General features: G+C 50.1%; 25 protein-coding genes. 16 read left to right on the top strand and 9 right to left on the bottom strand.

Annotated elements, in window-relative coordinates:
* Window positions 1-251 precede the first annotated feature (251 nt).
* On the bottom strand, window positions 252-1688 hold the full coding sequence (locus DEV76_RS14695) for an amino acid permease (protein WP_198652074.1): 1437 nt from the start codon (window positions 1686-1688) through the stop codon (window positions 252-254).
* Between the two features lie 321 nt (window positions 1689-2009).
* Between DEV76_RS14695 and DEV76_RS14700 the strand changes: the two genes are divergently transcribed.
* From DEV76_RS14700 to DEV76_RS14750, 11 genes are all read left to right on the top strand, one after another.
* The gene (locus tag DEV76_RS14700; RefSeq protein ID WP_109698684.1) at window positions 2010-2384 is read left to right on the top strand and encodes an ArsR/SmtB family transcription factor; all 375 of its coding nucleotides are present in this window, start codon (window positions 2010-2012) and stop codon (window positions 2382-2384) included.
* Window positions 2344-2847 carry an SRPBCC family protein gene (locus DEV76_RS14705; protein ID WP_109698685.1) on the top strand — a complete coding sequence of 168 codons (504 nt, stop codon included), beginning with the start codon at window positions 2344-2346 and terminating at the stop codon, window positions 2845-2847. Before DEV76_RS14700 ends, DEV76_RS14705 begins: the two co-directional genes overlap by 41 nt.
* 11 nt (window positions 2848-2858) lie before the next feature.
* Window positions 2859-3719 (top strand): alpha/beta fold hydrolase, encoded by an 861-nt coding sequence (locus DEV76_RS14710; RefSeq protein WP_109698686.1) that lies wholly within the window; start codon window positions 2859-2861, stop codon window positions 3717-3719.
* A 51-nt stretch (window positions 3720-3770) separates the two neighbouring features.
* The gene (locus DEV76_RS14715) at window positions 3771-4568 is read left to right on the top strand and encodes an AraC family transcriptional regulator (RefSeq protein ID WP_109698687.1); all 798 of its coding nucleotides are present in this window, start codon (window positions 3771-3773) and stop codon (window positions 4566-4568) included.
* Between the two features lie 61 nt (window positions 4569-4629).
* Window positions 4630-5361, top strand: coding sequence for a bleomycin resistance protein (locus DEV76_RS14720; RefSeq protein ID WP_109698688.1), 732 nt, complete (start codon window positions 4630-4632; stop codon window positions 5359-5361).
* Between the two features lie 80 nt (window positions 5362-5441).
* The gene (locus tag DEV76_RS14725; protein WP_109698689.1) at window positions 5442-7928 is read left to right on the top strand and encodes a mechanosensitive ion channel family protein; all 2487 of its coding nucleotides are present in this window, start codon (window positions 5442-5444) and stop codon (window positions 7926-7928) included.
* Window positions 7929-8070: 142 nt separating this feature from the next.
* Window positions 8071-10776, top strand: coding sequence for a c-type cytochrome (locus DEV76_RS14730; RefSeq protein WP_109699019.1), 2706 nt, complete (start codon window positions 8071-8073; stop codon window positions 10774-10776).
* 37 nt (window positions 10777-10813) lie between these two features.
* On the top strand, window positions 10814-11590 hold the full coding sequence (locus DEV76_RS14735; RefSeq protein WP_198652076.1) for a 3-keto-disaccharide hydrolase: 777 nt from the start codon (window positions 10814-10816) through the stop codon (window positions 11588-11590).
* A gap of 94 nt (window positions 11591-11684) precedes the next feature.
* The gene (locus DEV76_RS14740; protein ID WP_232826955.1) at window positions 11685-12539 is read left to right on the top strand and encodes an NAD(P)-dependent oxidoreductase; all 855 of its coding nucleotides are present in this window, start codon (window positions 11685-11687) and stop codon (window positions 12537-12539) included.
* A 10-nt stretch (window positions 12540-12549) separates the two neighbouring features.
* Window positions 12550-13311 carry a DUF4184 family protein gene (locus tag DEV76_RS14745; RefSeq protein ID WP_109698690.1) on the top strand — a complete coding sequence of 254 codons (762 nt, stop codon included), beginning with the start codon at window positions 12550-12552 and terminating at the stop codon, window positions 13309-13311.
* 46 nt (window positions 13312-13357) lie between these two features.
* Complete coding sequence (locus DEV76_RS14750; RefSeq protein ID WP_109698691.1) at window positions 13358-13759, top strand: hypothetical protein; 402 nt, start codon at window positions 13358-13360, stop codon at window positions 13757-13759.
* 16 nt (window positions 13760-13775) lie between these two features.
* Here the strand turns inward: DEV76_RS14750 and DEV76_RS14755 are convergent, their stop codons facing one another.
* The 5 genes from DEV76_RS14755 to DEV76_RS14775 all read right to left on the bottom strand — a co-directional run bounded on the left by DEV76_RS14755 (window position 13776) and on the right by DEV76_RS14775 (window position 19372).
* Window positions 13776-14519 (bottom strand): DNA-formamidopyrimidine glycosylase family protein, encoded by a 744-nt coding sequence (locus DEV76_RS14755; protein ID WP_109698692.1) that lies wholly within the window; start codon window positions 14517-14519, stop codon window positions 13776-13778.
* A gap of 133 nt (window positions 14520-14652) precedes the next feature.
* The gene (locus DEV76_RS14760; RefSeq protein WP_109698693.1) at window positions 14653-16149 is read right to left on the bottom strand and encodes a TlpA disulfide reductase family protein; all 1497 of its coding nucleotides are present in this window, start codon (window positions 16147-16149) and stop codon (window positions 14653-14655) included.
* Window positions 16150-16242: 93 nt separating this feature from the next.
* Window positions 16243-17307 carry a serine hydrolase domain-containing protein gene (locus tag DEV76_RS14765; RefSeq protein ID WP_109698694.1) on the bottom strand — a complete coding sequence of 355 codons (1065 nt, stop codon included), beginning with the start codon at window positions 17305-17307 and terminating at the stop codon, window positions 16243-16245.
* Between the two features lie 89 nt (window positions 17308-17396).
* Window positions 17397-17735, bottom strand: coding sequence for a hypothetical protein (locus tag DEV76_RS14770; RefSeq protein ID WP_198652077.1), 339 nt, complete (start codon window positions 17733-17735; stop codon window positions 17397-17399).
* A gap of 167 nt (window positions 17736-17902) precedes the next feature.
* A complete protein-coding gene (locus tag DEV76_RS14775; RefSeq protein WP_109698695.1) occupies window positions 17903-19372 on the bottom strand; it encodes an ATP-dependent DNA helicase in 1470 nt (489 codons plus the stop codon).
* 168 nt (window positions 19373-19540) lie between these two features.
* Here DEV76_RS14775 and DEV76_RS14780 point away from each other — a divergent pair, with 168 nt between their 5' ends.
* The 5 genes from DEV76_RS14780 to DEV76_RS14800 all read left to right on the top strand — a co-directional run bounded on the left by DEV76_RS14780 (window position 19541) and on the right by DEV76_RS14800 (window position 23341).
* Window positions 19541-20497: an alpha/beta hydrolase gene (locus tag DEV76_RS14780; protein ID WP_109698696.1), complete on the top strand. Its 957-nt coding sequence runs from the start codon at window positions 19541-19543 to the stop codon at window positions 20495-20497.
* 161 nt (window positions 20498-20658) lie between these two features.
* The gene (locus DEV76_RS14785; RefSeq protein ID WP_157962904.1) at window positions 20659-20847 is read left to right on the top strand and encodes a hypothetical protein; all 189 of its coding nucleotides are present in this window, start codon (window positions 20659-20661) and stop codon (window positions 20845-20847) included.
* Window positions 20848-20860: 13 nt separating this feature from the next.
* Complete coding sequence (locus DEV76_RS14790; protein WP_109698698.1) at window positions 20861-21868, top strand: bestrophin family protein; 1008 nt, start codon at window positions 20861-20863, stop codon at window positions 21866-21868.
* A gap of 85 nt (window positions 21869-21953) precedes the next feature.
* Window positions 21954-22412 (top strand): carboxymuconolactone decarboxylase family protein, encoded by a 459-nt coding sequence (locus DEV76_RS14795; RefSeq protein WP_109698699.1) that lies wholly within the window; start codon window positions 21954-21956, stop codon window positions 22410-22412.
* Between the two features lie 149 nt (window positions 22413-22561).
* Window positions 22562-23341, top strand: coding sequence for a succinate dehydrogenase cytochrome b subunit (locus tag DEV76_RS14800; protein WP_109698700.1), 780 nt, complete (start codon window positions 22562-22564; stop codon window positions 23339-23341).
* 80 nt (window positions 23342-23421) lie between these two features.
* On the opposite strand, the gene DEV76_RS14805 is transcribed toward DEV76_RS14800, so the two are convergent.
* The 3 genes from DEV76_RS14805 to DEV76_RS14815 form a co-directional block, all read right to left on the bottom strand.
* Window positions 23422-23760, bottom strand: coding sequence for a YciI family protein (locus tag DEV76_RS14805; RefSeq protein ID WP_232826956.1), 339 nt, complete (start codon window positions 23758-23760; stop codon window positions 23422-23424).
* Between the two features lie 257 nt (window positions 23761-24017).
* Window positions 24018-24773, bottom strand: a complete 756-nt coding sequence (locus DEV76_RS14810) for an SDR family oxidoreductase (RefSeq protein ID WP_109698702.1) — start codon at window positions 24771-24773, stop codon at window positions 24018-24020.
* Between the two features lie 244 nt (window positions 24774-25017).
* Complete coding sequence (locus DEV76_RS14815; RefSeq protein ID WP_109698703.1) at window positions 25018-25794, bottom strand: alpha/beta fold hydrolase; 777 nt, start codon at window positions 25792-25794, stop codon at window positions 25018-25020.
* Window positions 25795-25856: the final 62 nt, after the last annotated feature.

Below are 25856 nucleotides of genomic sequence, written 5' to 3' on the forward strand. Positions count from 1 at the left end.
AAAGCAGGGTTACTGAAGGTTAAAAGAAGGGATACTGTATATCAAATGTATATAAAACGGAACCAAACCCAATACAGTAAAGGAAAAGCAGGGTTTTATATACATTACAGTACCATTACGGTATACTTACTGTAACTGCGGGTTGCTTACAGGAAACCCCGGCGGATAATTGCAGACACTGACAGATTCATCCGGAAATAAAAAAGCGGCAGGTCCACCAGGGCCTGCCGCTTTTCTTTATCAGGTAACGCTTAGCGTGTTTCGTTCTTACTTTTCTTAATGACGTAGAAGCAGATGAACAGGAATATCAGCCAGATGGGAATGAGTATTACCGGGAGCTTCATGCCCGTGAATAACATGAGTATGAGGATGCCTGTCAGGAATATAAGGCAGATGTAATTAGAAAGCGGATAAAGGAAAGACGGGAATTTGGTTTTTGCCAGCCCGTTTTTATAATGCTTCCTGAATTTCATATGCACCACACTGATCATGAGCCAGTTGATGATCAGGGCAGATACTACCAGCGACATCAGCGCATGAAGCGCGTTTTCGGGCATCAGTTTGTTGATGATGATACAAACTGCTACAAACAGGCCTGATACAATGGTAGCCAGTACTGGTACGTGATTCTTATTCAGCCGCGACAGGAAAGCCGGAGCATTGCCCTGTTCCGCCAGACCGTAGAGCATCCGGGAGTTACTGTATACGCAGCTGTTGTAAACAGAGAGGGCAGCCGTAAGTACGATCAGGTTGAGGGCGTTGGCGATAAGACTGGTGAAGTAAACCGTTTTGCCGAACAGTGTGAACTCGAAGCCTTTGAGGCTTTCGAACACGGTAACGAACGGACTGCTTTCCGTTGTGATTCCTTTCCAGGGAGAAAGGGCAAACAGGATAATGAGGGCGCCTACATAAAATATCAGGATGCGGTAGATCACCTGGTTAGTGGCGCGGGGGATGGTCTTTTCCGGTTTGTCGGCTTCTGCGGCGGTAATCCCGATCAGTTCGAGGCCGCCGAAGGAAAACATGATGAGGGCCAGTGCCGCCAGGAGGCCCTGGTATCCGCCCGCTCCGTTTGATTGAAGGAGCCCTTTAGGGAAAAAGCCGCCATCATTCCAGAGGTTGCTGATACTGGCCTGTGTGCCGCCATTGCCGCTGATCAGGAGGTAGCCCCCGAAAATAATCATGGCTATAATGGCTACCACTTTTACAATGGAGAACCAGAACTCTGCTTCACCGTATACTTTTACCGAGCTGAGGTTGAGTGCATTGATGGTGAGGAAAAAGAAGAGGGAGGAAGCCCATAAGGGTATCTCCGGCCACCAGAACTGTACATAGATGCCGATGGCGGTAAGTTCAGACATGCTTACCAGGATGTATAATACCCAGTAATTCCATCCGGAAGCAAAGCCGGCAAAAGTGCCCCAGTATTTATAGGCGAAGTGGCTGAAGCTCCCGGAAACAGGTTCTTCCACTACCATTTCGCCCAGTTGCCGCATAATAAAAAATGCAATCAGGCCTGCCACAGCATATCCGAGGATAACTGAGGGACCTGCCAGTACGGCTGCCGGACCAATGCCGAGAAAAAGACCTGTACCAATAGCGCCCCCGAGGGCGATCAGCTGAATGTGCCGGTTTTGAAGCCCCCGCTCCAGCTTGCGGGCAGGCGGCTGTTCGATAGTATGTTTCAATGTCTAAAGGTGGATATTCTTGTAATATGTAGCTTTTTCCCCAAAAATTGACTTCCACCCTCATATTTTTCAATTTAATGTGCTGCACAAACATGTTTATGTGGTGCTGTTTTTCATTGGATTGTTGCATTCACAGCACCGGAAAGTTACTGTGAGTGATGTGTGCAATGAACTAACCGGATGCCTGTTTCGGTTTTGACAGAACGTGCAGGTACGCGGAGAGGAATTACCCTGATTGTTCCACCTTTTTTATGGATCTTAAAAATAAATAGGTAGGGATTTCCCTACATATTCTTATATTTGTCGGGAAATGCCTATATAATGGAAAAACGGAGAGATGTATTTCAGGCGATAGCGGATCCTACCAGGCGGGGCATAATTGCTTTGCTGGCGGGCCAGTCTATGACAATGAACGCCATAGCGGATTACTTTGATACTACGCGCCCTACCATTTCAGAGCATGTGAAAACGCTCATAGAATGCGGGCTGGTAGTGATCCGTAAAGAGGGGAGGGAGCGCCATTGCGAAGCAAAGCTGGAGAAGCTGGCGGAGGTGTCGGACTGGGTGAGTCAATACGCGAAAGCCTGGAGCAAAACGCTCGATAACATGGAAACTTATTTGCTGGAAGTTAGCGAACATCAAAAAAAATCAAAAAATGCAAAATCCGAAAACACCCGAAAGCCACGCGGCAAATGATGTATGGATCACCCGTACGGTGAAATTCCCCCGCGAACTGGTGTTTAAGATCTGGACAGATCCCGAACATCTCCCGCGCTGGTTTGCCCCTGACAATTGCGGAATCCATTTCGAAAAGCTGGAAGTCTGGCCGGGTGGCCGCTTTCACTCCTGCGTACATACGCCCGACGGAAAAGACTGCTGGTGTGTGGGGGAGTATCTGGAAGTGACGGCGCCTGAAAGAATAGTGTACAACATCGCTATTGCAGACGAAGCCGGTAACCGCCGTACCTCAGCAGCAGCCGGTATGGACCCCGCCTGGCCCGATGAAACCCTGGTTACGGTTACCTTCCGCGACATGGGTAACGATCAGACGGAACTCACCATCCACCAGGCAGCACCGGCAGATGTAGCGCGCAGAACAGGCGCATACCCCAGCTGGCTGCAAATGCTCGATCATATGGAAACCGCGCTCGGCGCATAAATTATTGCCTGATGAAATACCTTGTTTATCTGTTTGTGTTATTGTACATGCAAACATTTGCCGCATCCCCCGACACTGTGCCCGTTAAATCCGGATACGCCACCGTGAATGGTTTACGGATGTATTATGAGATACATGGAGCAGATGGCGGTTTGCCGCTCCTGCTATTGCCGGGTGGCGGTTCTACCATTCAGACTACTTATGGCGTTATCCTGCCCATGTTGTCGGCCCACCGCCGTGTGATTGCCCTGGAGCCACAGGGCCACGGCCATACGGCCGACCGTAATAGCCCATTCAGCTTTGAGCAGGATGCCGACGATGCAGCGGCTTTGCTTTCGCAGCTGGGCATTGCACAGGCCGATGTTATGGGCTTCAGTAACGGGGGCAACGCAGCGATGCAGCTGGCCGTACGCCACCCGTCAAAAGTGCGGAGGCTGGTATTGTGTTCCGTGTTTTATAAAAAGGAAGGCTGGGTGCCCGGGCTGGAAGCGATGTTCCGCAAAGCTGATGCTGCCGGGATGCCACCGGCCTTACGGAATGCCTATACATCCACTTCGCCGCACCCGCAAAAGATCGACACATTGGTCTCCAAACTCATGGGGCGGCTGCTCACGTTTAAGGACTGGCCCGATAGTATGCTGCGTGGTATTCAGCAACCTGTGCTGCTAATGGCCGGAAACCAGGATGTAGCCACGCTGGCACATACCACAGCTTTATTTCAGTTGTTTCCTAAAGGACAGCTGGCCATCTTCCCCGGTGGCCACGGCGCTTACCTCGGAGAAGCCGCGGCATGGGTGCCCGGTAGCCGTGCCCCGGCCTCCACAGCGGCTATGGTTGAGGAGTTTCTGGCATGCAGCAGCAGCGAAAAATGATTGGCGCTGCCCTCGGGCAGATTGCTTAATTTGCTCTTTCTTCACATCAATATGCATTATTACAGGATACCACCTCCCGCGCGGTTGGCAGGGTTGGTGCAATATTGCTGGTCTGGCAGCCTTACTCCTGCAAACGGAGAGGAGCTCCGGCATTTGTCGGTAGCCAAGAGCGCTGCACGTATCATTTTCCACTACGAAGGCAGGTTCGGAAAAGAAATGCCCGGGGGTGGATGGGAGCCGTCGTTCGTAGCAGGCTTTCAGGGCCAAACCATGGAACATGCCCAGTTTGTTTCTGCTGAGAAGTCGGGGATTTTTGGAATTGAACTGGAGCCGGGTGCGCTTACTGCGCTTTTCGGTATACCGGCACCGGAATTGACCGGGCAGTTCGAAGACCTGGGTAGTATTCTGGGGAAAAAGGGCGCTCAATGGCAGGCACGGATGCTGGCGGCTGCAGACAATACAGAAAGAGCGGTGCTGGCAGAAGCGTTTTTAAGTTCCATCATCCGGCAGAAGGATGATGTAGTGATAACATCTGCGGTGCGCTCACTCGGGCAGCCGGGTAAAGAGGCAGGGATAGAAAAACTGGCGGAACGCTTCCATACTTCACGGAGGCAGTTTGAGCGGTTGTTTAAATCTGCCGTGGGGTTATCTCCGGGTATGTACAGCCGCATCCGCCGATTTGAACGTGCAATAGGCAAGATGCCGGGAAATGACCGCCTGACCGATGTGGCATTGGGGGCGGGTTATTATGATCAGGCGCATTTCATCCGCGATTTCCATGAACTGGCGGGCATGGCGCCGGGGCAGTACCGTAAGGCTATCAGCGGGCTGCCATTCCCTGAAGAATGATTGTCGCAACTGTACAATTTTAAGTTTCTCCGGCGCCGGAATTTTGTGGAAAATACAGCTTATGAACCGGATGATACCCATTCTCCCCTGCAAAGATCTGGACGAACTCCTTGCGTTTTATTGCCAGATTGGCTTTGAAGTCACCTACCGTCAGAAATCTCCCAATTTATACGCTACCGTGGAAAAAGACTGGATGCGCCTTGACTTTTACGGGATCTCTCACCACGATCCTAAAAAGACATATCACACCTGTTATATCCTGACGGAAGCTACAGATGAATTGTATGAGACCTTTACGGCCGGCATGCGGAAAAGTAACGGTAAGTTACCAACGCGGGGGCTTCCCCGCATCAGTGAGATTCGTGATAAAGCATATGGGGTGCGCGAATTCATGTTCTCTGATCCGGCGGGTAACTGTATCCGTATTGGCCGGAAGCTGGTGCAAAATGCTTCTGAAGAAAGTGATCGCGCAACTACTGCAGCGGCCAAACGGCTGGCGCTGGTACTGGATTACGCCTATCGTTTTGAAGATGACGAAGGGGAGTATGATAAATTACCGGGCTTGCTGGATAAAGCTATCGAACGCGATAAGGAGTATCCCTGCGACAATCTTTTCAAAGTCATGAACCTCCGTGCCGACTATGCCATCCGCCTGGGTGATCTGCCGCTGGCAAAGCAATTGCTGGCAGCCGTAAAGACTCATCCGCTGATGGCCGACCGGGAGAAGTTTTATACCGTGCTGCAACGCGTCGCGGATCTGGAAGCAATAATATCCGGCCAGGAAAATATATAGAACTTGCTGAGTCATCCATCCTGACAAAAATCTACTCCTATACCCAACAAACAGGCGGGAAAATTTGTAAATTGTTGAATATGAAAACGCTGTTCGGCAATCGTTTCCCGCTTGTTTTGTTGAGTACATGGCTCTGCCTGCTGTCTTTCACCGGATTGGCACAACAACCCGATTCTGTTCGCCTCCGTGTGAAAGATTCCCTCCTGCAACACTTCCGCAAAGTAATGGAAGCCGCTCCTGCTGATTACGCTGCCAAATACAAGGAGCATACCATTGCCAATGAGCAGGACGCATTGCTGGATGCTTTGCTTAAATCCATCCGCGTTACCCGCGATTTCCTGAAGAGCGGTCCGGATACCAATGCAATTCATCGCGATCTGGCAGACATCCGTAACTGGTACAATATCGCTGCGGATGGGGTATTCACCAATACCGGAACCCTTCAGACGGAAAGAAATCTCACTACATCCTATAAGCTGCTCCACGAACTGCTGGAGCTGGCGAAAGTGAAGAAGTTGCAGGTAGACACCTACAAGAAAAAGCTCGTGAGCCTGCGGCATAATTTCGACTCCATCGCGAGCAGTCCTCACCTGTACGCTACCCCGGCAGATTCAACAGAGTTTGTACAGCTTGTTCGCAAACTATATGTAGCCGCACGGGAGGTAAGCCCTATCGACAGTACGCTATCTGCTTCCCTTAAAAATGTGCAGCATGCCAAAGATGAGCTGGACCTGACCGTGTACCAGCTGCAATCGGGACTCGAACAGATCATACAGTATGAAAAAGTACTGGCAGAAGAAACATTCCGGCGCGAAGTAAGCGGCCTCAACGAACCGCCTAAAAATGCAAGGCCACTGCGTGAAATACTCACGCAAACCATAAAGAAGAATGAACTCATCCTTTGGTTTTATGTCCGCAACAATATCGGAAAAGTAGCTTCCCTTATTTTGCTGATAATATTCTGTACTGTTTTCCTGCGTACCCTGAAAAAGAAAGTACAGGCCGATGGCATGCTGCGGAAGGATTGGGACAGCCAGTTAGTATTGCGCTATCCCACCTTGTCGGCCATCATGATCATCATCAGTATTTTCCAGTTCATTTTCCCCGATCCGCCTTTTGTTTTCGTATGTATACTGTGGGTACTTGCATCCGGTAGCCTCACGATAATCTTTCACCGTTTCATCACTACCCATTGGCTACGCTTCTGGTGCGTGATGTGGGGCCTGTTCCTTCTTGCCTGTGCGGATAATCTCATTCTGCAGGCTTCGCGGGAAGAGCGCTGGGCGATGTTGTGCCTGGCGGTGGCGGGTATAGTTGTCAGCTCGCTGTTCCTGATACGCGGGCGGCGGGAAGATCTCCGGGAAAAGTGGATCGTGTATTTCATGTACTTTATCGTAGGCGTGGAGTTGCTGTCGGTTATCGCTAATATTTCAGGGCGTTTCAATCTCGCAAAGGCACTCATGGCCAGTGGCTTCATCAGCGTTATTATCGCTATCATGTTCCTGTGGACCGTACGCCTGATCAATGAAGCGCTCACACTGGCTTCAGATATTTACCAAACACCAGAGCGCCAGCTGTTCTTCGTGAACTTTGCAGCCGTGGGCCGTAAAGCACCCCGGTTCTTTTACTTCTTCCTCGTGATAGGCTGGTTCATACTTTTCGCCCGAACGTTCTACGCATTTAAACTGGTAACCCAGCCGGTGACGGATTTCCTGTTTGATCAGCGCACGATCGGTCAGTATAGTTTCTCATTTTTCAGTGTACTGGCATTCTTCGGCATCCTCATCCTGTCGTCCATCATCTCTAAAATAGTTTCCTTCTTCGCATCCGATAAAACGAATCACGGAACCGATAGCGGTGGTGCTGCGGGCCTCGGTAGCTGGTTACTGGTAGTGAGGATATTTATCTTCGTAATAGGCCTTTTACTGGCATTTGCAGTAGCAGGCATTCCGCTGGACAAGGCTACCTTCGTGATGGGCGCCCTGGGTGTGGGTATTGGCTTCGGCCTGCAATCCCTCGTCAATAACCTGGTAAGTGGTGTGATACTGGCATTCGAGAAGCCGCTGAACGTTGGCGATCTTGTAGAGGTGAAAGGAAAAGCCGGACTGGTACAGTCTATCGGTTTCCGGAGCAGCGTGCTGCATACCCTGGAAGGATCTCACCTCGTAATACCAAACGGAGAATTGCTGAACGATCAGCTGGTGAACTGGAACATGCAGCAGCCAAAGCGTCATAGTGAGCTGACAGTGGGTGTATCGTATGATTCCAACCTGGAAGAAGTGGAGAAGACGCTGTACCGGTTGGTAAAAGAACAGGAACATGTATTGGCTAGCCCCGAGCCGGTGATTTTCGCTACTGAGTTTAGCGACAGCAGCATACAATTACAAATTTACTTCTGGACCCCCGGCCTGCGTTCCGGGAAAATTGCCAAAAGCCGGCTGATCTTCGCCATACATGCTGCTTTCCGTGAACAGGGCATCGTGATCCCATTCCCGCAGCGCGACGTACATATCAAACAAGCACCTGATCCGCGGGAGGATAAAGGTGATGACGGCGCATCTGATTGATTAATAGCTGTTTAAGCAATATTTCTGCTATCCGTCACAATCTCCGGAATTTTTATAGCCTGGTTATTATATTGTGGGAATCTAGTTTAAACCACGTTGTGGAAGCGTAAGCCGTTCCCACATTACAGCTTTTTTAATGCCCATGCGTATACCTGGAATTTCCCTGTTAAAGTGCTTACCGGTGCTGATGGCGGCATGCCTCACCGGAGCTACTTCCTGCAACGAGCGCCCCGTGCGCCCTGCACATCCGAAAACGGATAAACTCAAAGTACCTGATGGCTTCGTGGCGGAGCATCTCTTTAGTCCGTCTGACAGCGGCCGTGGATCCTGGGTGGCCATGACTTTCGATGACAAGGGCCGCCTTATCGTTTCCGATCAGTACGGCGCCCTTTACCGTTTACAACTGCCGGCAATCGGGGCAGACAGTACACAGAAAGTAATAATAGCCCCCCTCGGCCTCGGCACCGATACCATTCCCGGTACGGATTCCGTTTCCCCTAAAGTATCCATAGGTTATGCGCAGGGGCTGCTATATGCTTTCAACAGCCTGTATGTGATGGTAAATCACAACCCCAATAAGAACTTCGACAAAGGCAGCGGGCTTTACCGCCTGCAGGATACCAATGGCGATGATCAGTTCGATAAAATCACCCTCATGAAAGCCATGGAGGGATCAGGCGAGCATGGTCCGCACAGTATCATCCTTTCCCCGGATAAAAAATCCATCTACCTCATCGCAGGTAATCATACCGATTTGCCGGAGATGGATGCGTATATGTTACCCAAAAACTGGAATGAAGACAACCTGATCCCCCGTATGGTAGACCCTAACGGGCATGCCGTAAACAGAATGGCGCCGGGCGGGTGGATTGCGAAGATTGATCCGGAAGGAAAGCACTGGGAGCTGGTAAGCGCGGGTTACCGCAATCCATTTGATATTGCATTTAATGATGCGGGCGACCTCTTTACTTATGATTCCGATATGGAATGGGATTTTGGACTGCCCTGGTACCGCCCCACACGGATCTGCCATGCAGCAGGAGGGAGCGATTTCGGGTGGCGTACAGGAACCATGAAATGGTCTGCTACCTATCCGGATAACCTGCCGCCCGTAATCAATATCGGGCAGGGATCGCCCACCAACCTGGTATATGGTGGCAATGCCCGGTTCCCGGAGAAATACCGCAGGTCTATGTTCGCATTCGACTGGAGCTTCGGAATCGTATATGCCCTGCAGGTGGAAGCCGATGGCGCATCCTATACCGCCAAAGGAGAAGAATTCATTTCAGGATCACCACTGCCGTTGACAGACGGGGTGATTGGGCCTGATGGAGCACTATATTTCCTCACAGGTGGCAGAAGGCTGGAATCAGATCTTTATCGCGTTTATCACGAAGATGCTGACGATTTTTCAGAACCGCTGAAAGCACCTGAACCTCCTGCAGCACATGCCGTGCGCCTGCAAATGGAGCAATATCACCATGGTCCCAATCCGGCAGCTATTGAAGCTGTATGGCCCCAGCTGAAACATGCAGACCGCTTTGTAAGATATGCAGCCCGTATTGCCCTGGAACACCAACCCGTGGAACAGTGGAAGGCTAAAGTATTTACGGAAACCGATCCGGTAACGGTTATTCAGTCTTCCATTGCGCTGGCCCGGAACGGGAACGCTTCGCTGCGCGACAGCATCTTAAATAAACTGGTACAAATCGATTATGCGAAACTGACGGAAGCCCAGCAGATAGATATTCTGCGTGCGGCGGAACTCACCATAGCCCGTATGGGTAAGCCGGAAGGTGAAGCAAATAATGCATTGGCAGCCTACCTGCAGCCGCATTTCCCTGCCAGAACCAATGAGCTGAACCGCATGCTGAGCAAGCTGCTGGTGCATATAGGCGCCCCCGGGGCCGTAAGTACCACGCTGGAGCTGATGGCGCATGCAAAAGATGATACGGCTACGCAGCAATCATTGCTCACATCGGCAGACCTGATTATGCGCAATCCGCAATACGGTATGACTATCGGTGGCATGCTGGCTAAAATTCCCCCTGCACAACAAACCTATTATGCAACGGTGCTTTCCGCTGCGAAAGAAGGCTGGACGGATCCGCTGCGTGAGCAATACTTCAAATGGTTTGCCGGCGCCTTCGCCTACCAGGGCGGCAACAGCTTTGTGGGATATATCAATAACGCACGTAAAAACGCACTGGCACTGGCTCCCAAAGAACAATTCGCGCAGCTCAATACATTGTCGGGCGACTCCATCGTGAAAGCAGGGGGGAACTTTACCGCAGTAAAAGGGATACAGCCCAAAGGGCCCGGCCGTGGCTGGAAGGTAGAGGAAGCGGTGAAGATGGTAGATAGTATCGGCTATGGAAGCGTTAATTTCGAACAGGGTCAGGCTATGTTTGCCGCATCGCTATGCGGCGCCTGTCATTCCATTGCCGGGCAGGGCGGCGTAGCAGGGCCGGATCTTACACAGCTTGGCACCCGGTTCAGTAATAAAGACATCCTCGAATCCATCATCGATCCGAATAAAACCATCTCCGATCAGTATGGCGCCACTGTTTTCTTTCTGAAAGAAGGAGGTAGCATCATGGGCAGGCTGATCAATGAGGATGACAAGTTGTATTACATCTCCCAGAATCCTTTTTCACCGCAGGATATCCGTAAAGTGGAAAAAAGCAGTGTGTCTAAAACACGCGTGTCGGAAGTATCGCCCATGCTGCCGGGGATGATCAACAGGCTGAGCCCGCAGGAACTGGTAGATCTGATGGCTTACCTGAAATCCGGCGGCAACGTGAAAGACACGATATACAGCAACAATCAACGCTCAGCCAGCCGCTGATGCATATCGTAAACCCGACAGGTAAACACACGTGAAAATGATATCAAAGCTCAAAGTAATAACTGTTGCCGTCGCACCTTGTATGATGCTCTTTTCCAGTTGTGGCAGTGGTACGGGAAAGCAGTCGGGAGATTCGACGGAGGTAAATACTGATGCCGGCTATACATCCATCTTCAACGGAAAAGACCTCCGTGGCTGGGATGGAGATACAGTTCACTGGAGTGCGGAGAATGGTATCCTGACAGGAGAGATCACGCCTGAGAAACCTTTATTGCACAATACCTATATCATCTGGCAGGGTGGCCAGCCGGGAGATTTTGAACTGAAACTACAGTTTCGGATTACCTCGGGCGGCAACAGCGGAATTAACTACAGGAGTGAAAAGAAGGAAGGTTCAACGTATGCCCTGAAGGGCTATCAGGCCGATATTGATGGTGCTAACCGCTATTCCGGGCAGAACTTTGATGAAGAAGGGCGTACCACGCTGGCTTACCGCGGGCAGCGGGTAACAGTTCCTGAAAGCAATGTAGCAATACACGAAGGCATCAAACACAATGCCTGGGCAGCGGTGCAGGTAACGGAAACCCTCGGGGAAGCGGAAGCGCTCCTGTCCGTTATTAAAAACAACGAATGGAACGAGTACCTCCTCGTAGCCAAAGGTAACCGGTTGCAGCATTACATCAACGGCACCCTTATGAGTGATGTGACGGACAATGATACTGTTAACCGCAGGCTCAAGGGCTGGCTGGGTTTGCAGATTCATTCAGGGCCACCCATGAAAGTGGAGTTTAAAGACATTCAGCTCAAACAATAAAGTAAAGGCCGCCGGTAAAAGGGCGGCCTTTTTTATAGGATGCGGGTGCTGCTGCAAAACGTACATTCCTTACCTTTAAAAAAAAATATCAGACATGGTGAAAGCATTTTTAGGAATGGGACTGCTGGGATCGAATTTCGTAACAGCGATGTTGGAAAAGGGTGATAAAGTACATGTTTGGAACCGCAGCGCAGCAAAAGCCGCCGCACTGGAGCCCTTGGGCGCTTCCGTATTTGCCACACCTGCCCGTGCAGTGCAGGGAGCTGCTGTTGTACACATCACTTTAAAAGACGATAATAGTGTGGATGAAGTGCTAGCAGCGGCAGAAACCGGCCTGCAGCCGGGCGCCATAATCATCGACCATACTACAACTACCAGGGAAGGGGCTATTGCACGTACGCAGGCATGGAAAGATAAAGGCTTCACCTATCTACATGCCCCGGTGTTTATGGGGCCCGCCAATGCGCGTGAAGGCAGTGGTTATATGCTGGTATCGGGCGATCCGGCAGTAGTGGAAAAAGTAACTCCTTTGCTGGAGAAAATGACGGGGCAGCTGATACCACTGGGCCCGGAAGAAGGGAAGGCCGCAGCCATGAAACTGATTGGCAACTGCTTCCTCGTGGCGTTCACGGCAGGATTGCGCGATACCTTTGTGCTGGCAGGTGCATTAGGGCAACAGCCCCGTGATATCAGCGGGCTTTTCGAGATATGGAACCCTGCACAGATGTTGCCGGCACGTATACGCCGTATGAGCGGAGGTGACTACACCAAACCATCTTGGGAACTGGATATGGCCAGGAAAGACACGCAGATTTTCATTGATACTGTTCAGCAGAGCGGCGGCAACCTGGCTGTTATGCCGGCCATTGCTGCACTGATGGACGAATGGATCTCAAAGGGATTCGGTAACAACGACTGGAATGTGATTGCGAAAGACGCGGTTAAATAAAAGTATTTTCATGCCATTCACCTTTTCACATCCCGCTATCGTTTTGCCACTGGCAGTGTTACCTCGCAGGCGGTTTTCTGCCACAGGGCTCATTGCGGGTAGTATGGCACCGGATTTTGAGTATTTCCTCCGCATGAAAGTACATAGTGCTTACAGTCATACTTTATGGGGACTGGCTGCCTTCGACCTGCCGCTGGGCATACTGATGGCATTTGTGTTTCATGAACTGGTGAAGCCATCGCTGATACCCAACCTTCCCGGATACCTGCAGGTCCGTTACAGCCCCTTTGCCGGATTCTCATGGCGCCGGTATTTTACCGGATACTGGCCGGTAGTGTGCTATTCAGTATTGCTGGGCGCGGCCTCCCATGTTCTTTGGGACAGCTTTACTCATGAACATGGGTACTTTGTGGAAAACTGGCAGGCTTTGACGGGAATGGTTACATGGGGGAGCATGGAAGTGCCGGTATACAAGATATTGCAACACGGCAGTACACTTGCCGGTGCATTGATGATACTATTGTTCATTCATAAACTTCCGGTGGGCAATCAGTCCACTCAGTCAACTGACTTCCGGTATTGGTGTGTAGTAACCGGGATTACAGCTACAATTGTAGGTGTGAGGTTACTGATGGGGTTACAGGTAACAGCATATGGAAACCTGGTAGTTACCTTTATAGCCGCTTTGCTGGCAGCACTGATACTCACCCCGCTGGTATTGAGGGGTATAAATATGGGCGACAGGAAAGCAGCAGGAGAAGGGGGGAGGTGAGTGTTGCCCAGCCGTACAAACCATTTGAAGTTAATGCGCCGATCATATGAAAACTATCCTGAACGACATTCCGAAACTAAGGAAAATCCTGTGGGCCGATGCTTTTATAGGCGGTGCAACTGCCGTGGCAGGCCTTGCCCTTTACGGCTGGTGGAGCAGATTCCTGGGGCTGCCTGACAGGTTGGTGCTCATTATTGCGGCGGTAACCGGGTTGTATGCAATGATGGCAGTTTGCCTGGCAATTATGAAACCGCTGAAACCTAAGCCTGTACAATGGCTGGTGCTCGCTAACTGGTTGTGGACCGCGGTGAGTGTGGGAATGCTGATATACTATTTTGGTGGTGCTTCCGTTTTCGGTAAAGTTTTCCTCATCCTGCAAATCGTAGTAGTAGGGGGACTCGCATGGCTGGAAGGACGGCATGTGGAGCGGGTTGCTTCGAAAGTGTAGGTGACGGGTAAGATTTTTACTTTTTCTTTGTTTTATACAACTGCTGACAACTGTCGCAGAAGAATGTTCTCCGTTTTGTAATGCCCATATATTCCTTGTGTACGGGTATTTTGCAACGGGGACAAGTCTTTTTAGTATGGATTTGCCAGTTTCTTTTTAATACTCCTTCTTTTTTCCATTCCATAAACTGAAAACTGTACTCCACAACGTCATTCACCAGCTGCCTTAGTTTTGCGGGAGGTAGTGCACTGATGTGAGTTGCCGGGTGTATGCGTGTGCGGAAGAGAACTTCATTTTTGATAATGTTTCCTGCTCCGGCGAATATCTTTTGGTTCAGTAATGCATCGCAAACCAGCATATCAGGATGCTGCCGGAGTTTTTTACGTGCATTTGCCGCGTTCCAATTGGGATTGAGAACGTCCGCACTCCAGTCATACAATTCATCCAGCGGCTCATGGAGGATGCGGATGGTGCGGGTATACAGATTTACTTCCTGCTTACCGAATGAAAGGCGTAATGCAGGGGGAGTTTCCTTTCTTTCATTAATCAGGCAAGTACCGAATAACATGAAATGAATCCGTATCGTAAATGCTGGAAACCGGATCAGGAGTTCTTTACCAAAGGTGCGTATCTCAATAATCTTTTTGCCTTTTAATTCCTTTACAGGAATATCCACAGTTCCCTCAGCAGCAGTAACTTTTTTACCGGTGAACTTCGCCAGTGCTTCTTTCCATATAACAAGTGAAGGACCTTCGGGCATGGTGCATTTTTAATTATACTGCAGTCAAGAACCGCACCGGGACGGATTGTATGGCTGTTACTCTAATTAAACCGCTTTATTGGTGATGATGTGCTACATATTGGTGTTGGTATGGAACGGTTTTATTTAAACTTTACTGTTTACCCATTAACGCATTAATCTGTTCATACAACGCTGCACCATCACTGGGACGTTTGGCTTTGGCTATGGCCAGCCTGCCCGATTTGTCGAAGAGGAAGTATTGCGGGTAGTATTCTGATTTGTCGGGGTGGTTTGCCAGCAGCTCTTTCCAGATGGGATCAATGGTTTTACGGGTTTTGCGGAAGTGAAGTCCTTCCATGCCATTTACCCGAATAAATTCTCTCCAGATGGCATCCCGGCTGTCATCATCCATTGCCAGAAAGAGGAAGGCTACATCTTTTCCTGTAAAGGCAGCACGCAGTTCAGGGAGGAACTTTATCTCTTCCTTGCAAGGGCCACACCAGGTGCCCCAGATGTCCAGGTATACTACTTTCCCTTTCAATTGCTTCACTGCACTGTACACGGAAGCAAGATTCCCGTCATCATTCAGTATGGCGATTTTATCGTTATTGGAATTGGCCACCCGCATGGTGTGGAGCTGTGTGATCATCTTTTCAATGTCTGCATTATATGGGCTGTTGGGGAATTGCTGTTTAAAGGCGCCGGCAAGACTTTCCGTTTGTCCAAGGTCGCGGTCATAATATTGATTTTGAATTTGCTGGTAGTTGTATGGCTCTGCAATTTCAGGCGGGAAATTTTGCAGGCTCCCTATCCAGCGCCAGTAAGGCTTACCGTGTTTGGCGACAATGACGTTTGCACTGTCGAGTGAGATGTTGTAATAAGGGATAGGTGCGCTGGGTGGAATGTTTTCCGACTTGATGCGCATAAAAGCTTTTGTTTCGAGATACCGGAGGTAATTATCTGCAAAGGTGAAATATTGCGGTCCCGGGGTTGTGCTGGCCGGGGTAATGGAGGTGGCATCAAACACTTCCACCAGGAGCTCGTTTACGGTATTGCGGTCTTTAACCCCTGTCCTGAGAAAATCATTGAAGTGGTTGAGGTGACAGCTGATGAATTCCGAAATAATGAGTTGCTTGTTGACAGCTGATATGCCGGATGATAGTACCGCCTGAACCTGCCGGTTTTGATGAAGCAGGTAAGGTTTTAACAGCAGCCGGCGGATAGAGTCCGGCGGAAGTGCACTTAATGTAGCGTTTTCAATGAAGTAGGGCGTTTGGTCGATTCCAATTTCCTGCAATACCTGATTTTCTTTTACTGCATTACCAGCAATAAATTGGATGGAGCGGTTTTCGGCATTCAATGCTATTTCAACTTTACTTTCCGGGGTCAGGAGCAGTGTAAACAAGGTTTGCCGGAAAATGAGCGTGGCGAATTTAGGGCTGTTACAGGGAATGGTGATGTGAAACCGGCCGGAATCAGTGACGGGAACAACAATGGTGTTTTCCCTGTGATAGCCAAAAACTGTGGGGATGTTAATCGTAAGGTCAGGTTTTTCCCCTGTAAAGCGGATGGTGCCGCTCAGTGTGAACTGAGCGGAGAGCTGAAGGGTTGCCAGTAAGAGGATGATGAGGCAAAGGGGCTTTTTCATAAAGGTAAAGCTAAGCTGTACACCCTTATAGCTGCCGGGTATGTGACGAGCTGCACAATCTGCGGGATGAATAAGCAGGTTTGCGGGACGTGGCTACCGGGCGTCTTTCAGGAATATTTTCTCAAGTGCATTTACATAACGTTCAAGATCCACACCAGTGCTCTGATTAGCGAGGATGATAATGGAAAACCTGCGTGCGGGATAGCGGACATAAAACGATGAAAAGCCCGATGTGCCCCCGGAGTGGAATATCCTTTCCTGCCCATACCGGTTTTCAATTTCCCAGCCGTAGCCGTATCCTGTTTCAGCGCTGCGGCGGGAACTTTCGGTAAACATTTCTTTCAGCGTAGCGGCCTTTACCAGTTTTTCGGTATATAGGGCCTGATCCCAATAATAGAAATCATGTGTTGAAGTATAAATGCCACCATCGCCCCGGAGGTAGCTGAATATGCTCTGATCTTTCGGAATGATCTTTCCTTCTGTCAGACTGTACCCGTATGCACGGTTAGCTATGTTGCCGGTTCTGCTGTTCACCGTGGAATGCTCCATCATGAGTGGCTGGAAGATCCGCCTTTGCAGGAATTCTGCAAAGGTGAGCCCGGATGCCTGTTCCACGATGAGCCCCAGCATAACGTAGGCGGTGTTGCTGTAATCGAACCGGCTGCCGGGTGGGAAGAGGGTGCTGTCCTGCCTCTCGATGATATGCAGAACATCCTGGTCAGACAGTGGTTCCTGCTGATTGGGGGGCAGAAGGTTGCCATAATTTGGCAAACCAGCAGTATGGTTGAGCATCTGGCGGATAGTGACCGTATTACCACAGGGAGCGGTTTCAGGGAAAAACTTAGACAGGGGATCGTTGAGGGAAAGCTTTCCATCGTCTCTAAGCATCATAATCGCCATGGCCGTAAAGGATTTGGTGACGGAGGCGATCCGGTAGTTACTGTGTGAAGTGGCTTTTTCGCGTGGTTCTATGTTGGAAAGACCGAACGAGCGGTCGTACAGTTTTTTGCCGTTTTTAATGACCAGTACACTGATTCCGCTGGTTTGGAGGGTATCATATTGCTGAAACAGCAGATCGGCGGTGGCACGTTGTAATCTAAGCTGAGCGGAAACGGGCTGTACCAGCCATATGGCCAGGATAAGGGTGCATAACTTCATACCGGATAGATTAGGGGATATGGTATGAATTTACATGTAAAAGATGAGAGATTACCGGCTTTTCCGAATGGCGGAAGGAAAGAGCAGGATTAGTCCCATAAAGTACCGTCGAGGCCCAAAACAGACCCGATCCACAGGCAGAAGATGAAAACCAGGAGGCTCAGGAAAAGCGCTGTGATTTTCTTCCATCCTCCTTTGAGGCGAAAAGGGCTCATCAGGTGAAAGAAAGCACCACCTGCAGCTCCGGCAAATGCGATTACTACCAATGGGCGTACCATCCAGTATTGGGGCCAGGAAGGATCCGGTTCATCTACCCCCGAAAGAAAGATCATCATCATCGTTAGCCCTATGGCTCCACCGATGAGCATTCGCTTTAGCAGGGTGGTAGTAAAGAAGGAGTGCTGGTAAGATGAATTCATATAGTTCATAACTGATTGAAATTTAGTGTTGTGCAGTCAGGTACTGTTGTTGTAAAAGTACTTTGTAATCCAAAGTTAACGTAATTCACTTTGAATTACAAAGTAATGTTGGGGATTTTTTTCAGAGAAGGGAAATGAGGGTATAGAGCGGGAAGTTGGAATATGGGGGGAAGTGGTTAGCAGAATTGCTTAAACAATGCGAATTCTTCCAGTAAAGCGATGCGTTCTTCCTCCTCCACGGATTCTCCGGCTTTAATGGCTTCCAGCCGTTCCCGGATGCCTTCTGCAATAGCACGCTGCTTCAGCGCTTCCATATGGGGGCCCATTCGTTGGTGGAGATAGAATTCAATGCGTGAATCGTAACTGATATCGCGGAGCATTACTTTTTTCTTAAGCCGGATGCCTTCGAGACTGGTACAGCGGCTAAGGGCTACATAGGTTTGTCCGGTTGCAAAGGCGCCTTTGCCCAGGTCGATGATTACTTTCTGGAAGGTTTGTCCCTGGCTTTTATGGATGGTAACTGCCCAGGCCAGTTTCAGCGGTAGTTGTCTGAAGCTGCCGGTAACGATCTTTTCGATCTCTTCTTTCTGCCGGTTCCATTTGTACTCTATATTTTCCCACTCGGCTTTATCGACCCGGTGCTTTACGGCACCCTGTTCCAGTTCTACTTCCACATACTCTTCATTCAGCTGGGTGATTTTACCCAGTGTGCCGTTCACCCAGCGCCTGCTTTGGTCGTTTTTAATAAACATAACCTGTGCGCCTTTCTTCAGCTGTAGTTCTACATCTGCCGGCATTTTGTTGTGCTGGCGGGCGCTATCGGCAAAGTCTCCCGTCAGCAGTGCGCTATAGGAGCTGGCATCACCTTCGAGCGCAGCCAGGCGTTGCTCATTAACGCTGTCTGCAATGGCATTGGTGGTGCAGAGCATCAGTTCCAGATCTTCGCCGGAAGGTTCATACTCCGGCTCATGACGGGTGTTGAGAACTGCTAGGTGATGTGGCTGTACGGTGTTATCGCGCACGGCGTTCAGCACCTGTACAAACGAAGGGTCGGGCTGGCGGTATACTTTCTTCAGCTCAATAATCTGCATGCCAAATCCATGCTCGAAGCTTTTGGCGCTGAAGAAATAGGGGGTAGTGTAGTTGTTGGCAATGATCTCCACTTCACCGGCGCGTTTATTGTCGATCACGGGCGGTAACTGTAGCAGGTCGCCTATAAGGAGTAATTGCTTTCCGCCGAAGGGCAGATTGGTACTGAGGTTTTTACGAAGGGTAAGGTCTATGGCCTGCATAAGGTCGCAGCGTACCATCGATATCTCGTCGATGATAATCATATCCACCTGCCTCAGCAGTTCAGTTTTTTCTTCATTCAGATCAGCCGCACCTTTGTCTCCCGGAAGGTAAGGCCGCGGCTCTATGAGGAAAAAGGAATGGATGGTTTGGCCGCCCACATTGAGAGCTGCCACGCCGGTAGAGGCGAGTACGATGTACTTTTTAGGAATGTGTGCGATGAGATTGCGGAGCAGGGTGGATTTACCTGTGCCGGCTTTACCGGTGAGGAAAACGGACTGCTGCGTATAGGTGATCAGGCGTATCACTTCCTGCGCCTCCGGGTTGTCGTTATATTGTTTGATAAGCTTGACCATCCTTCATTTGGAAAGCGCGAAGGTAGTGAATATTGGGTTTGTTGCATAGAGCACTTCAACGTTCAGCCCGCACATTAAGTAAACGGGTATCGACATTTGAGCAGTACTCATCACCTGATTGCCGGATGTATTGTTCAACTTTAGGATCTGAAAATACCCCTCAAATACATGGATACAAAATTCCGCGTGGAAACCTGGCCCGAAGGGGTTATTTCCCTGCCTCCTGATGCTGCACTGATGCAGCAATTCAAAAGACAGGGCAACTTTAATGTAAAGATGCCTGTGCCGGTAATGCGTGCCATGGTACACCTCGCCACCCGGTTCATGACACACCGGTTGTATAAGGGTACTTTCCGGCACCGTTATCAGAAGATGAATGGGGAAGGCGGGGAAATAGGAATGCGCATCGTACGGCCGGATACCGATGAGGTTTTACCTGCGGTATTGTATTTCCATGGGGGCGGTGGTATGCTGACAGACAGCTCCAGCTACCTCCGAGTAATGAAAAACATCGCTTACCATGCCCATGCAGCCGTAGCAGGTGTTGATTACCGCCGTGCTCCGGAAGCTCCGTACCCGGCAGGATTAAGCGATGCCGTGGCCGCCCTGCAATGGATGTATGATAAAGCAGGTAAGTATGGTTTCGATCCAAAGCGCATTTCCATCGCGGGCGACAGTGCCGGGGGCAACCTCGCTGCAGGACTGGCATTACGCAACTTACACGGGGCACGTTTACCCATTTACCGGCAGATATTGATTAACGCCCGTGTTACCCACCGTCAGCATTTCCCTTCCATCAGTAAATATGCAGAAGGTTATGGCCTAACCCGCACAGCCATGGATTACTTCGAAGGGAAGTATTTCCGTGACCCTTCCGATGCTGCAGGCAGCTATGCATCTCCCCTCAGTGCTCCAGACCTCCGTGGCCTCCCGCCGGCACTGGTCATCACTTCCGAATATGATCCCCTGCGCGATGAAGGGGAGGCCTATGCCGCTGCGCTTCATTCGGCAGGTGTACCCGTTCAGGCAGTACGCTTTGCCGGCATGGCACATACCATGGTGGTATTTGGCGCTACAAAGCCTGCTGCCACTTATTGCCTGCAGCTGATAAAGGGTTGTATGTAACCCTGTTACGTTATTCCGGGGAATCCCCCGCGTACTGGCGATATTTCGTGTTTCCTGATTTTGGTATTTAACTGGTTGTCAGTTTGTTATCCCTGTGGCATGTGGGTTGACAACCCTTTTCCGCAACAATCCCGTTGCAGGCAACCGTTAAATCCATTACCATGAGACCATTATCTTTCTTTTTCCACTTTCTCTTTCCCGGCAGTGTCAGCTATACTTCCGGTATTCCAGACGATATGCCCGCCCATCCTGAGCCGGAAAAAGATGTAACCCTGGGAGCTGAGTACCTCGATGATATGATCCGGACAGACGATGCCGAAGATGACATGAACCAGTTTTTTACACGCTGAGCCCTGGTAACATATGCACATCGGAAAGTCTTATAAACTGAGGGATTTCATCATCTGGACAAGGCGTAAGCTTTATGTACTGGTTATACTGGGTATAATCCCGGTAGTGTTGTATCATGTTTTAGGCCTGAAATGGCTGGCGGTTCCGTGGACGGTGGTATCCCTACTCGGAACCGCTACCGCATTCATCGTAGGGTTTAAAAACACCCAAACCTATAGCCGCACCTGGGATGGGCATACGGTATGGACGAGTATCAGTAATGCCAGTAAAACCTGGGGTATTGTTTGCCGGGATTATTTTGAAGATCCTGCACTGACAAAGCGCCAGATCTACCGCCACTTTGCCTGGCTTACCGCCCTGCGGTACCAGCTGCGGGAAAACAGGATATGGGAAGTGACGGACAGTGCACATAACGCGGAATACCTGCGTTATTACACGATCCCGGAACGGCAGCACGATTTTACATCCGAAATGCTGAAATTTATACCGGAAGGAGAGCTGGAGCTGCTGTCTGCTGCACGGGACAAACCCGGGCAATTGATTGCCATGCAAAGCAGGGATATCAGGGAGGTGTTCGCCACACAGGCTATTGTGCCCGCACAGTTCATGGAATTGCAGCGTATGCTGGGCGGGTTTTATAACCTGCAGGGCCAGTGCGAATCCCTGAAAGACACACCATATCCCCGGCAGTATGCCATTATCAGTACTATTTTTGTGCGGATGTTCGTATTGCTGCTGCCCTTTGGCATGTTGCAGGAGTTCGATAAGCTGAATGATCATATTACAGGAATCATGAGCGGGCATATGATTTGGCTGGCAGTGCCTTTTAGTGTGATTATTTCCTGGATGTATACCTCGCTGGTGCAGGTGGGGGAAAGTACGGAAAACCCGTTTGAAGGGAGTGCGAACGATGTCCCCATTTCCCAGATCTGCAGGGTTATCGAAATCGACCTGCGCGGAATGCTTGGTGAGAAGGACCTTCCCCCGGAAATAATGCCGCAACGGGATATACTTGTATAAATTCTGAAAAATATTTTGGGCAGGATGTCCAATCCGGGAAAAGTCAGGCATTATTCCATTAGTAACAAATCAAATGATATATCACATGGAACCAAGAGTTAATTTAATGGAGAAAGGGCAGGGCGCTTTGAAAGGGCTCTTTGCAGGCGGTGCTTACCTGAAGAAATCCCCGCTGGATCATACGCTGCAGGAGCTGGTAGAGTTCCGGGTGTCGCAGATCAACGGCTGTGCTTATTGCCTTGATATGCACTCGAAAGAGGCGCGTGCCCATGGAGAAACGGAGCAACGTTTATACAGCGTAAGCTGCTGGCGCGAAACGCCTTTCTTTACCGACCGGGAAAGAGCTGCCCTTGCATGGGCCGAAGCGGTTACTGCATGTAATGTTCCGGATGAAATTTATGTACGCGTAAGAGAGCATTTTACGGAAGAAGAGCTGGTAGACCTCACATTCCTGGTTACCCAGATCAATACCTGGAACCGCCTCAACATCGCATTTCACGATGTGGCTGCCGTGGGTACTTACCGCGTAGGACAATTCGGCTGATTGCCGGAGTTGAACTGTTAGCAGCATAACATGCCGGATGTTACCGCCACCGGGATCAGTAAACCGGTGGCGGCCATACGGATCAGATTCCAACAACATTATTGTAACATTTTTTGCCCGGGCCTTCCCGGGCCTGAATACTATTTGTTATGTTACCTGTAAAACAACTGCTGCATTCCTCGCTGGGCAGGAAGCTCGTGATGGCCTCTACCGGCTTATTCCTCTGTTTATTCCTCATTGTGCATCTTGGGGGAAATCTCACACTTTTCGCCGGCGATGAAGGTTACAACTTTAATATTTATGCTCATTTCATGACCAATTTCCTGCCTGTGGAAATTATCGGATATGTGCTGTATATATCAATCCTGATCCATGCGTTTTATGCGCTCATCCTTACCTTGAAGAACCGGAAGGCCCGGCCAGTGAAGTATGCGGTAACTCCGAAGGCCCGTGTGAGCTGGGCATCCCTGAATATGGGATTCCTCGGGAGCATTATCTTTCTGTTCCTTGTCATCCATATGACCAATTTCTGGGGCCGCTACAAGTTTACCGAAGGCTCTTACCGCGAATACCGGACAGATCTGCAGACAGGGAAGCAAACTTCTGCAGTGTATATACCGGAATCCGCAGAATTTGAATATGCAGTGTTCATGGAACAGCAGGTAGAAGTTGTGCGGGTAAAAGACCTCTATGTGATCGTTTCGGAAAGCTTTAGTCTGTGGTGGTATGTATTACTGTACCTGGTGGCCATGGTGGCAGTGGCGTATCATATGTACCATGGTTTTCAGAGTGCTTTTCAAACTACAGGGCTCACGCACCGGCGGTATACGCCGGTAATTAAGTTTATCGGTACCTGGGTTTTTGCAGTCATTATTCCGCTGACCTTTGCATCGATGCCGGTGGTGTTTTATATCAAAAGTCTTTTGTAGCGTAAACTGCTTATGATAACAAGAAGGCCGTCCTCATTTGAGAGACGGCCTTTTGTTTACGCAGGGATATCAATCTAAAATCAGGTTACGGGGACTGCCATCCGTACTTCTACAATGGCGCCGTATTCGATAATGGGGCAGCCTTTTGCAATTTCAACCGCATCATCGTAATCATTGGCGCGGATGAGGAAGAGGCCGCCGATGGATGCTTTACCTTCGGCATATGGGCCGTTCAGTACTTTTTCCTGTTTGTTTTCCTGGCGGATAACCCTGCCGTCCAGATCCCAGCGTTTGGGAGGCGCTACCAGCCTGTCCTGTGCGGCAATGCCTGCCACCCATTCCTGGTAAGGTTTGAGGGCTTCTTTCATCTGATCGGGGGTAGGGGTTGGGTTAGCACTGGTGAAATCTCTGTGGATCACTAGAGGAGCTCTTACATGGTTTGTAAATTGTTTGATAAATAAAAGAGGGGGAGGGTTACAAACGATGGATGAAAAAGGGAGGCATGCCAGGCGCCTTTGTATCGTTGCGTTGTTGACCGGAATGTCGCGGAAGCCGCGCCGGCGTTTGGGGTTCAAATTATGCGCGAACGGGTGGAAAGCGCATACCGTTTACAACAGCCACAACGAGCTGGCACCCGTCATCTTCGTTACAAATGGCGCCAGGCATGCCGGAATAATTAACTGCTTACTGGTCTGCCGGCGAACCAGGCTTCAAAACCTGTTGCCGCGATATGGGCATCTGCACCAGGTACCAGCGACTGATCATTGAGTACAGCACCGAAGTAAGGTGCGGTAACATCGGATACCACAGTGCGTGGGTCGTTCACTTCCCTGAGATAGCGGGATACGAGTGCAGCGAGACTCACTTTTTCAGGCCCCGCTATTTCCACTGTACCGTTTACCGGAGCGCCGGTGGCTACCTTTGCTACTGCGGTAGCCACATCGTCGGACGCAATGGGTTGAACCGGTGCCGGTGATAAATGGATAGACTCCCCTTTGGCAGAAGATGCCGCAATGCCGCCCAGGAACTCGAAAAACTGGGTGGAGTGTATGATGGAATAAGGGATGCCGGATTGTTTAATAAGGGCTTCCTGGGCTGCCTTAGCGCGGAAGTAACCGCTATCCTGCAGGCGGTCGGTACCCACTACGGAAAGTGCAATGTGGTGTTGCACACCAGCATTTGCTTCTGCGGAAAGCAGGTTGCGGCCGGATGTTTCAAAGAAATCCATCACCGCCTTATCCTCGAACGAAGGGGAATTGGCCACGTCTATCACCACCTCAGCGCCCTTTAGTGCTTCTGCCAGGCCTTCACCGGTAATGGTATTAATGCCCGATGCAGGCGATGCGGCAATTACTTCGTGCCCCTGCTGCCGGAGCGCAGCAACTGTCTTGGAGCCTATGAGGCCGCTCCCGCCAATGACTACTATCTTCATTATCATAGTTTTATGATGCCTGTTCTAAGGCAATGGTGAATAATTCCATTTGTGCCAAAGTATTTTGCAAGCGAAGTGCCATTGCATCAATTAACAGGTAATCAGTCGATTAAGTTTTTCCATTAACAATTCTGTCACTGTATTCAGCGTGTATTAACGAAATATAGTGGTGGCACCTACCCCCGGAAATAAAAAAGCCGAAACACCCTGGTTCCGGCTTTCCCTGCATTTTTACCAGCAAAGGCTATAGTTCCCGTGCGGCTTTCAGGATAACTTCCGCCACTTTCTCCGGTTGGGAGATCATGGGTACGTGGCTGGATGTTAGCTCAATGGTTTTTGCTTTGATCATTTTCGCTTCGGCCCTCGCCAGTTGGGGGGGGACCATATGATCTTCCGTACCAATGATGCACCACGATGGTTTCATTTTCCATGCCGGGGAAGCAACTTTGGTCATGGTGGCCTGTGCAGCCCAGGGTGTTTGTGTAGCCACCATTACATTTCTTTCCGCAGCCGGCAGATCCTGCGCGAAATGTGAATGGATACCTTTTGCAGATAAACTCAGGAATCCGGAAGCATCCTGCCTGAATTCTGCACTGCCGGGTGCAGGAGGGAAGGCCGATACCACGTCCTGAACCGATTGCCCGTCGTTCGGGATCAGGGCACACACATATACCAGTCCTGCCACTTTAGGATCATTACCCGCTTCTGAGATCACGATGCCACCATAGGAATGGCCAACGAGCAATACCGGTCCTTCGAGGATGGCGATGGCTCTTTTTGTAGCGGCCACATCTTCTTCGAGGGATACAAGCGGGTTCTGGACAGCGATCACGTTCATGCCGCCAGCCTGCAGGCGGGGGATTACTTTCGACCAGCTGGAGCCATCTGCAAAGGCGCCATGTACCAGCACAATGTTTTTAACGCCTTTAGGCATGGTAGCCGATTGTGCATTGGCAGCGCCAGGTGCTGAGTGGGCCGCTGTTATTGCAGTAGCAGCCACGATTTTTTTGATTACAGTCATACGATGATTATTGAAAAGTGTAGAAAACGAGGTTTCGTGCAGCATGTGCATAACAGCTTTGC

Origin of the sequence: Chitinophaga deserti, assembly GCF_003149455.1 — a bacterium.
Classification (GTDB): Bacteria; Bacteroidota; Bacteroidia; order Chitinophagales; family Chitinophagaceae; genus Chitinophaga; species Chitinophaga deserti.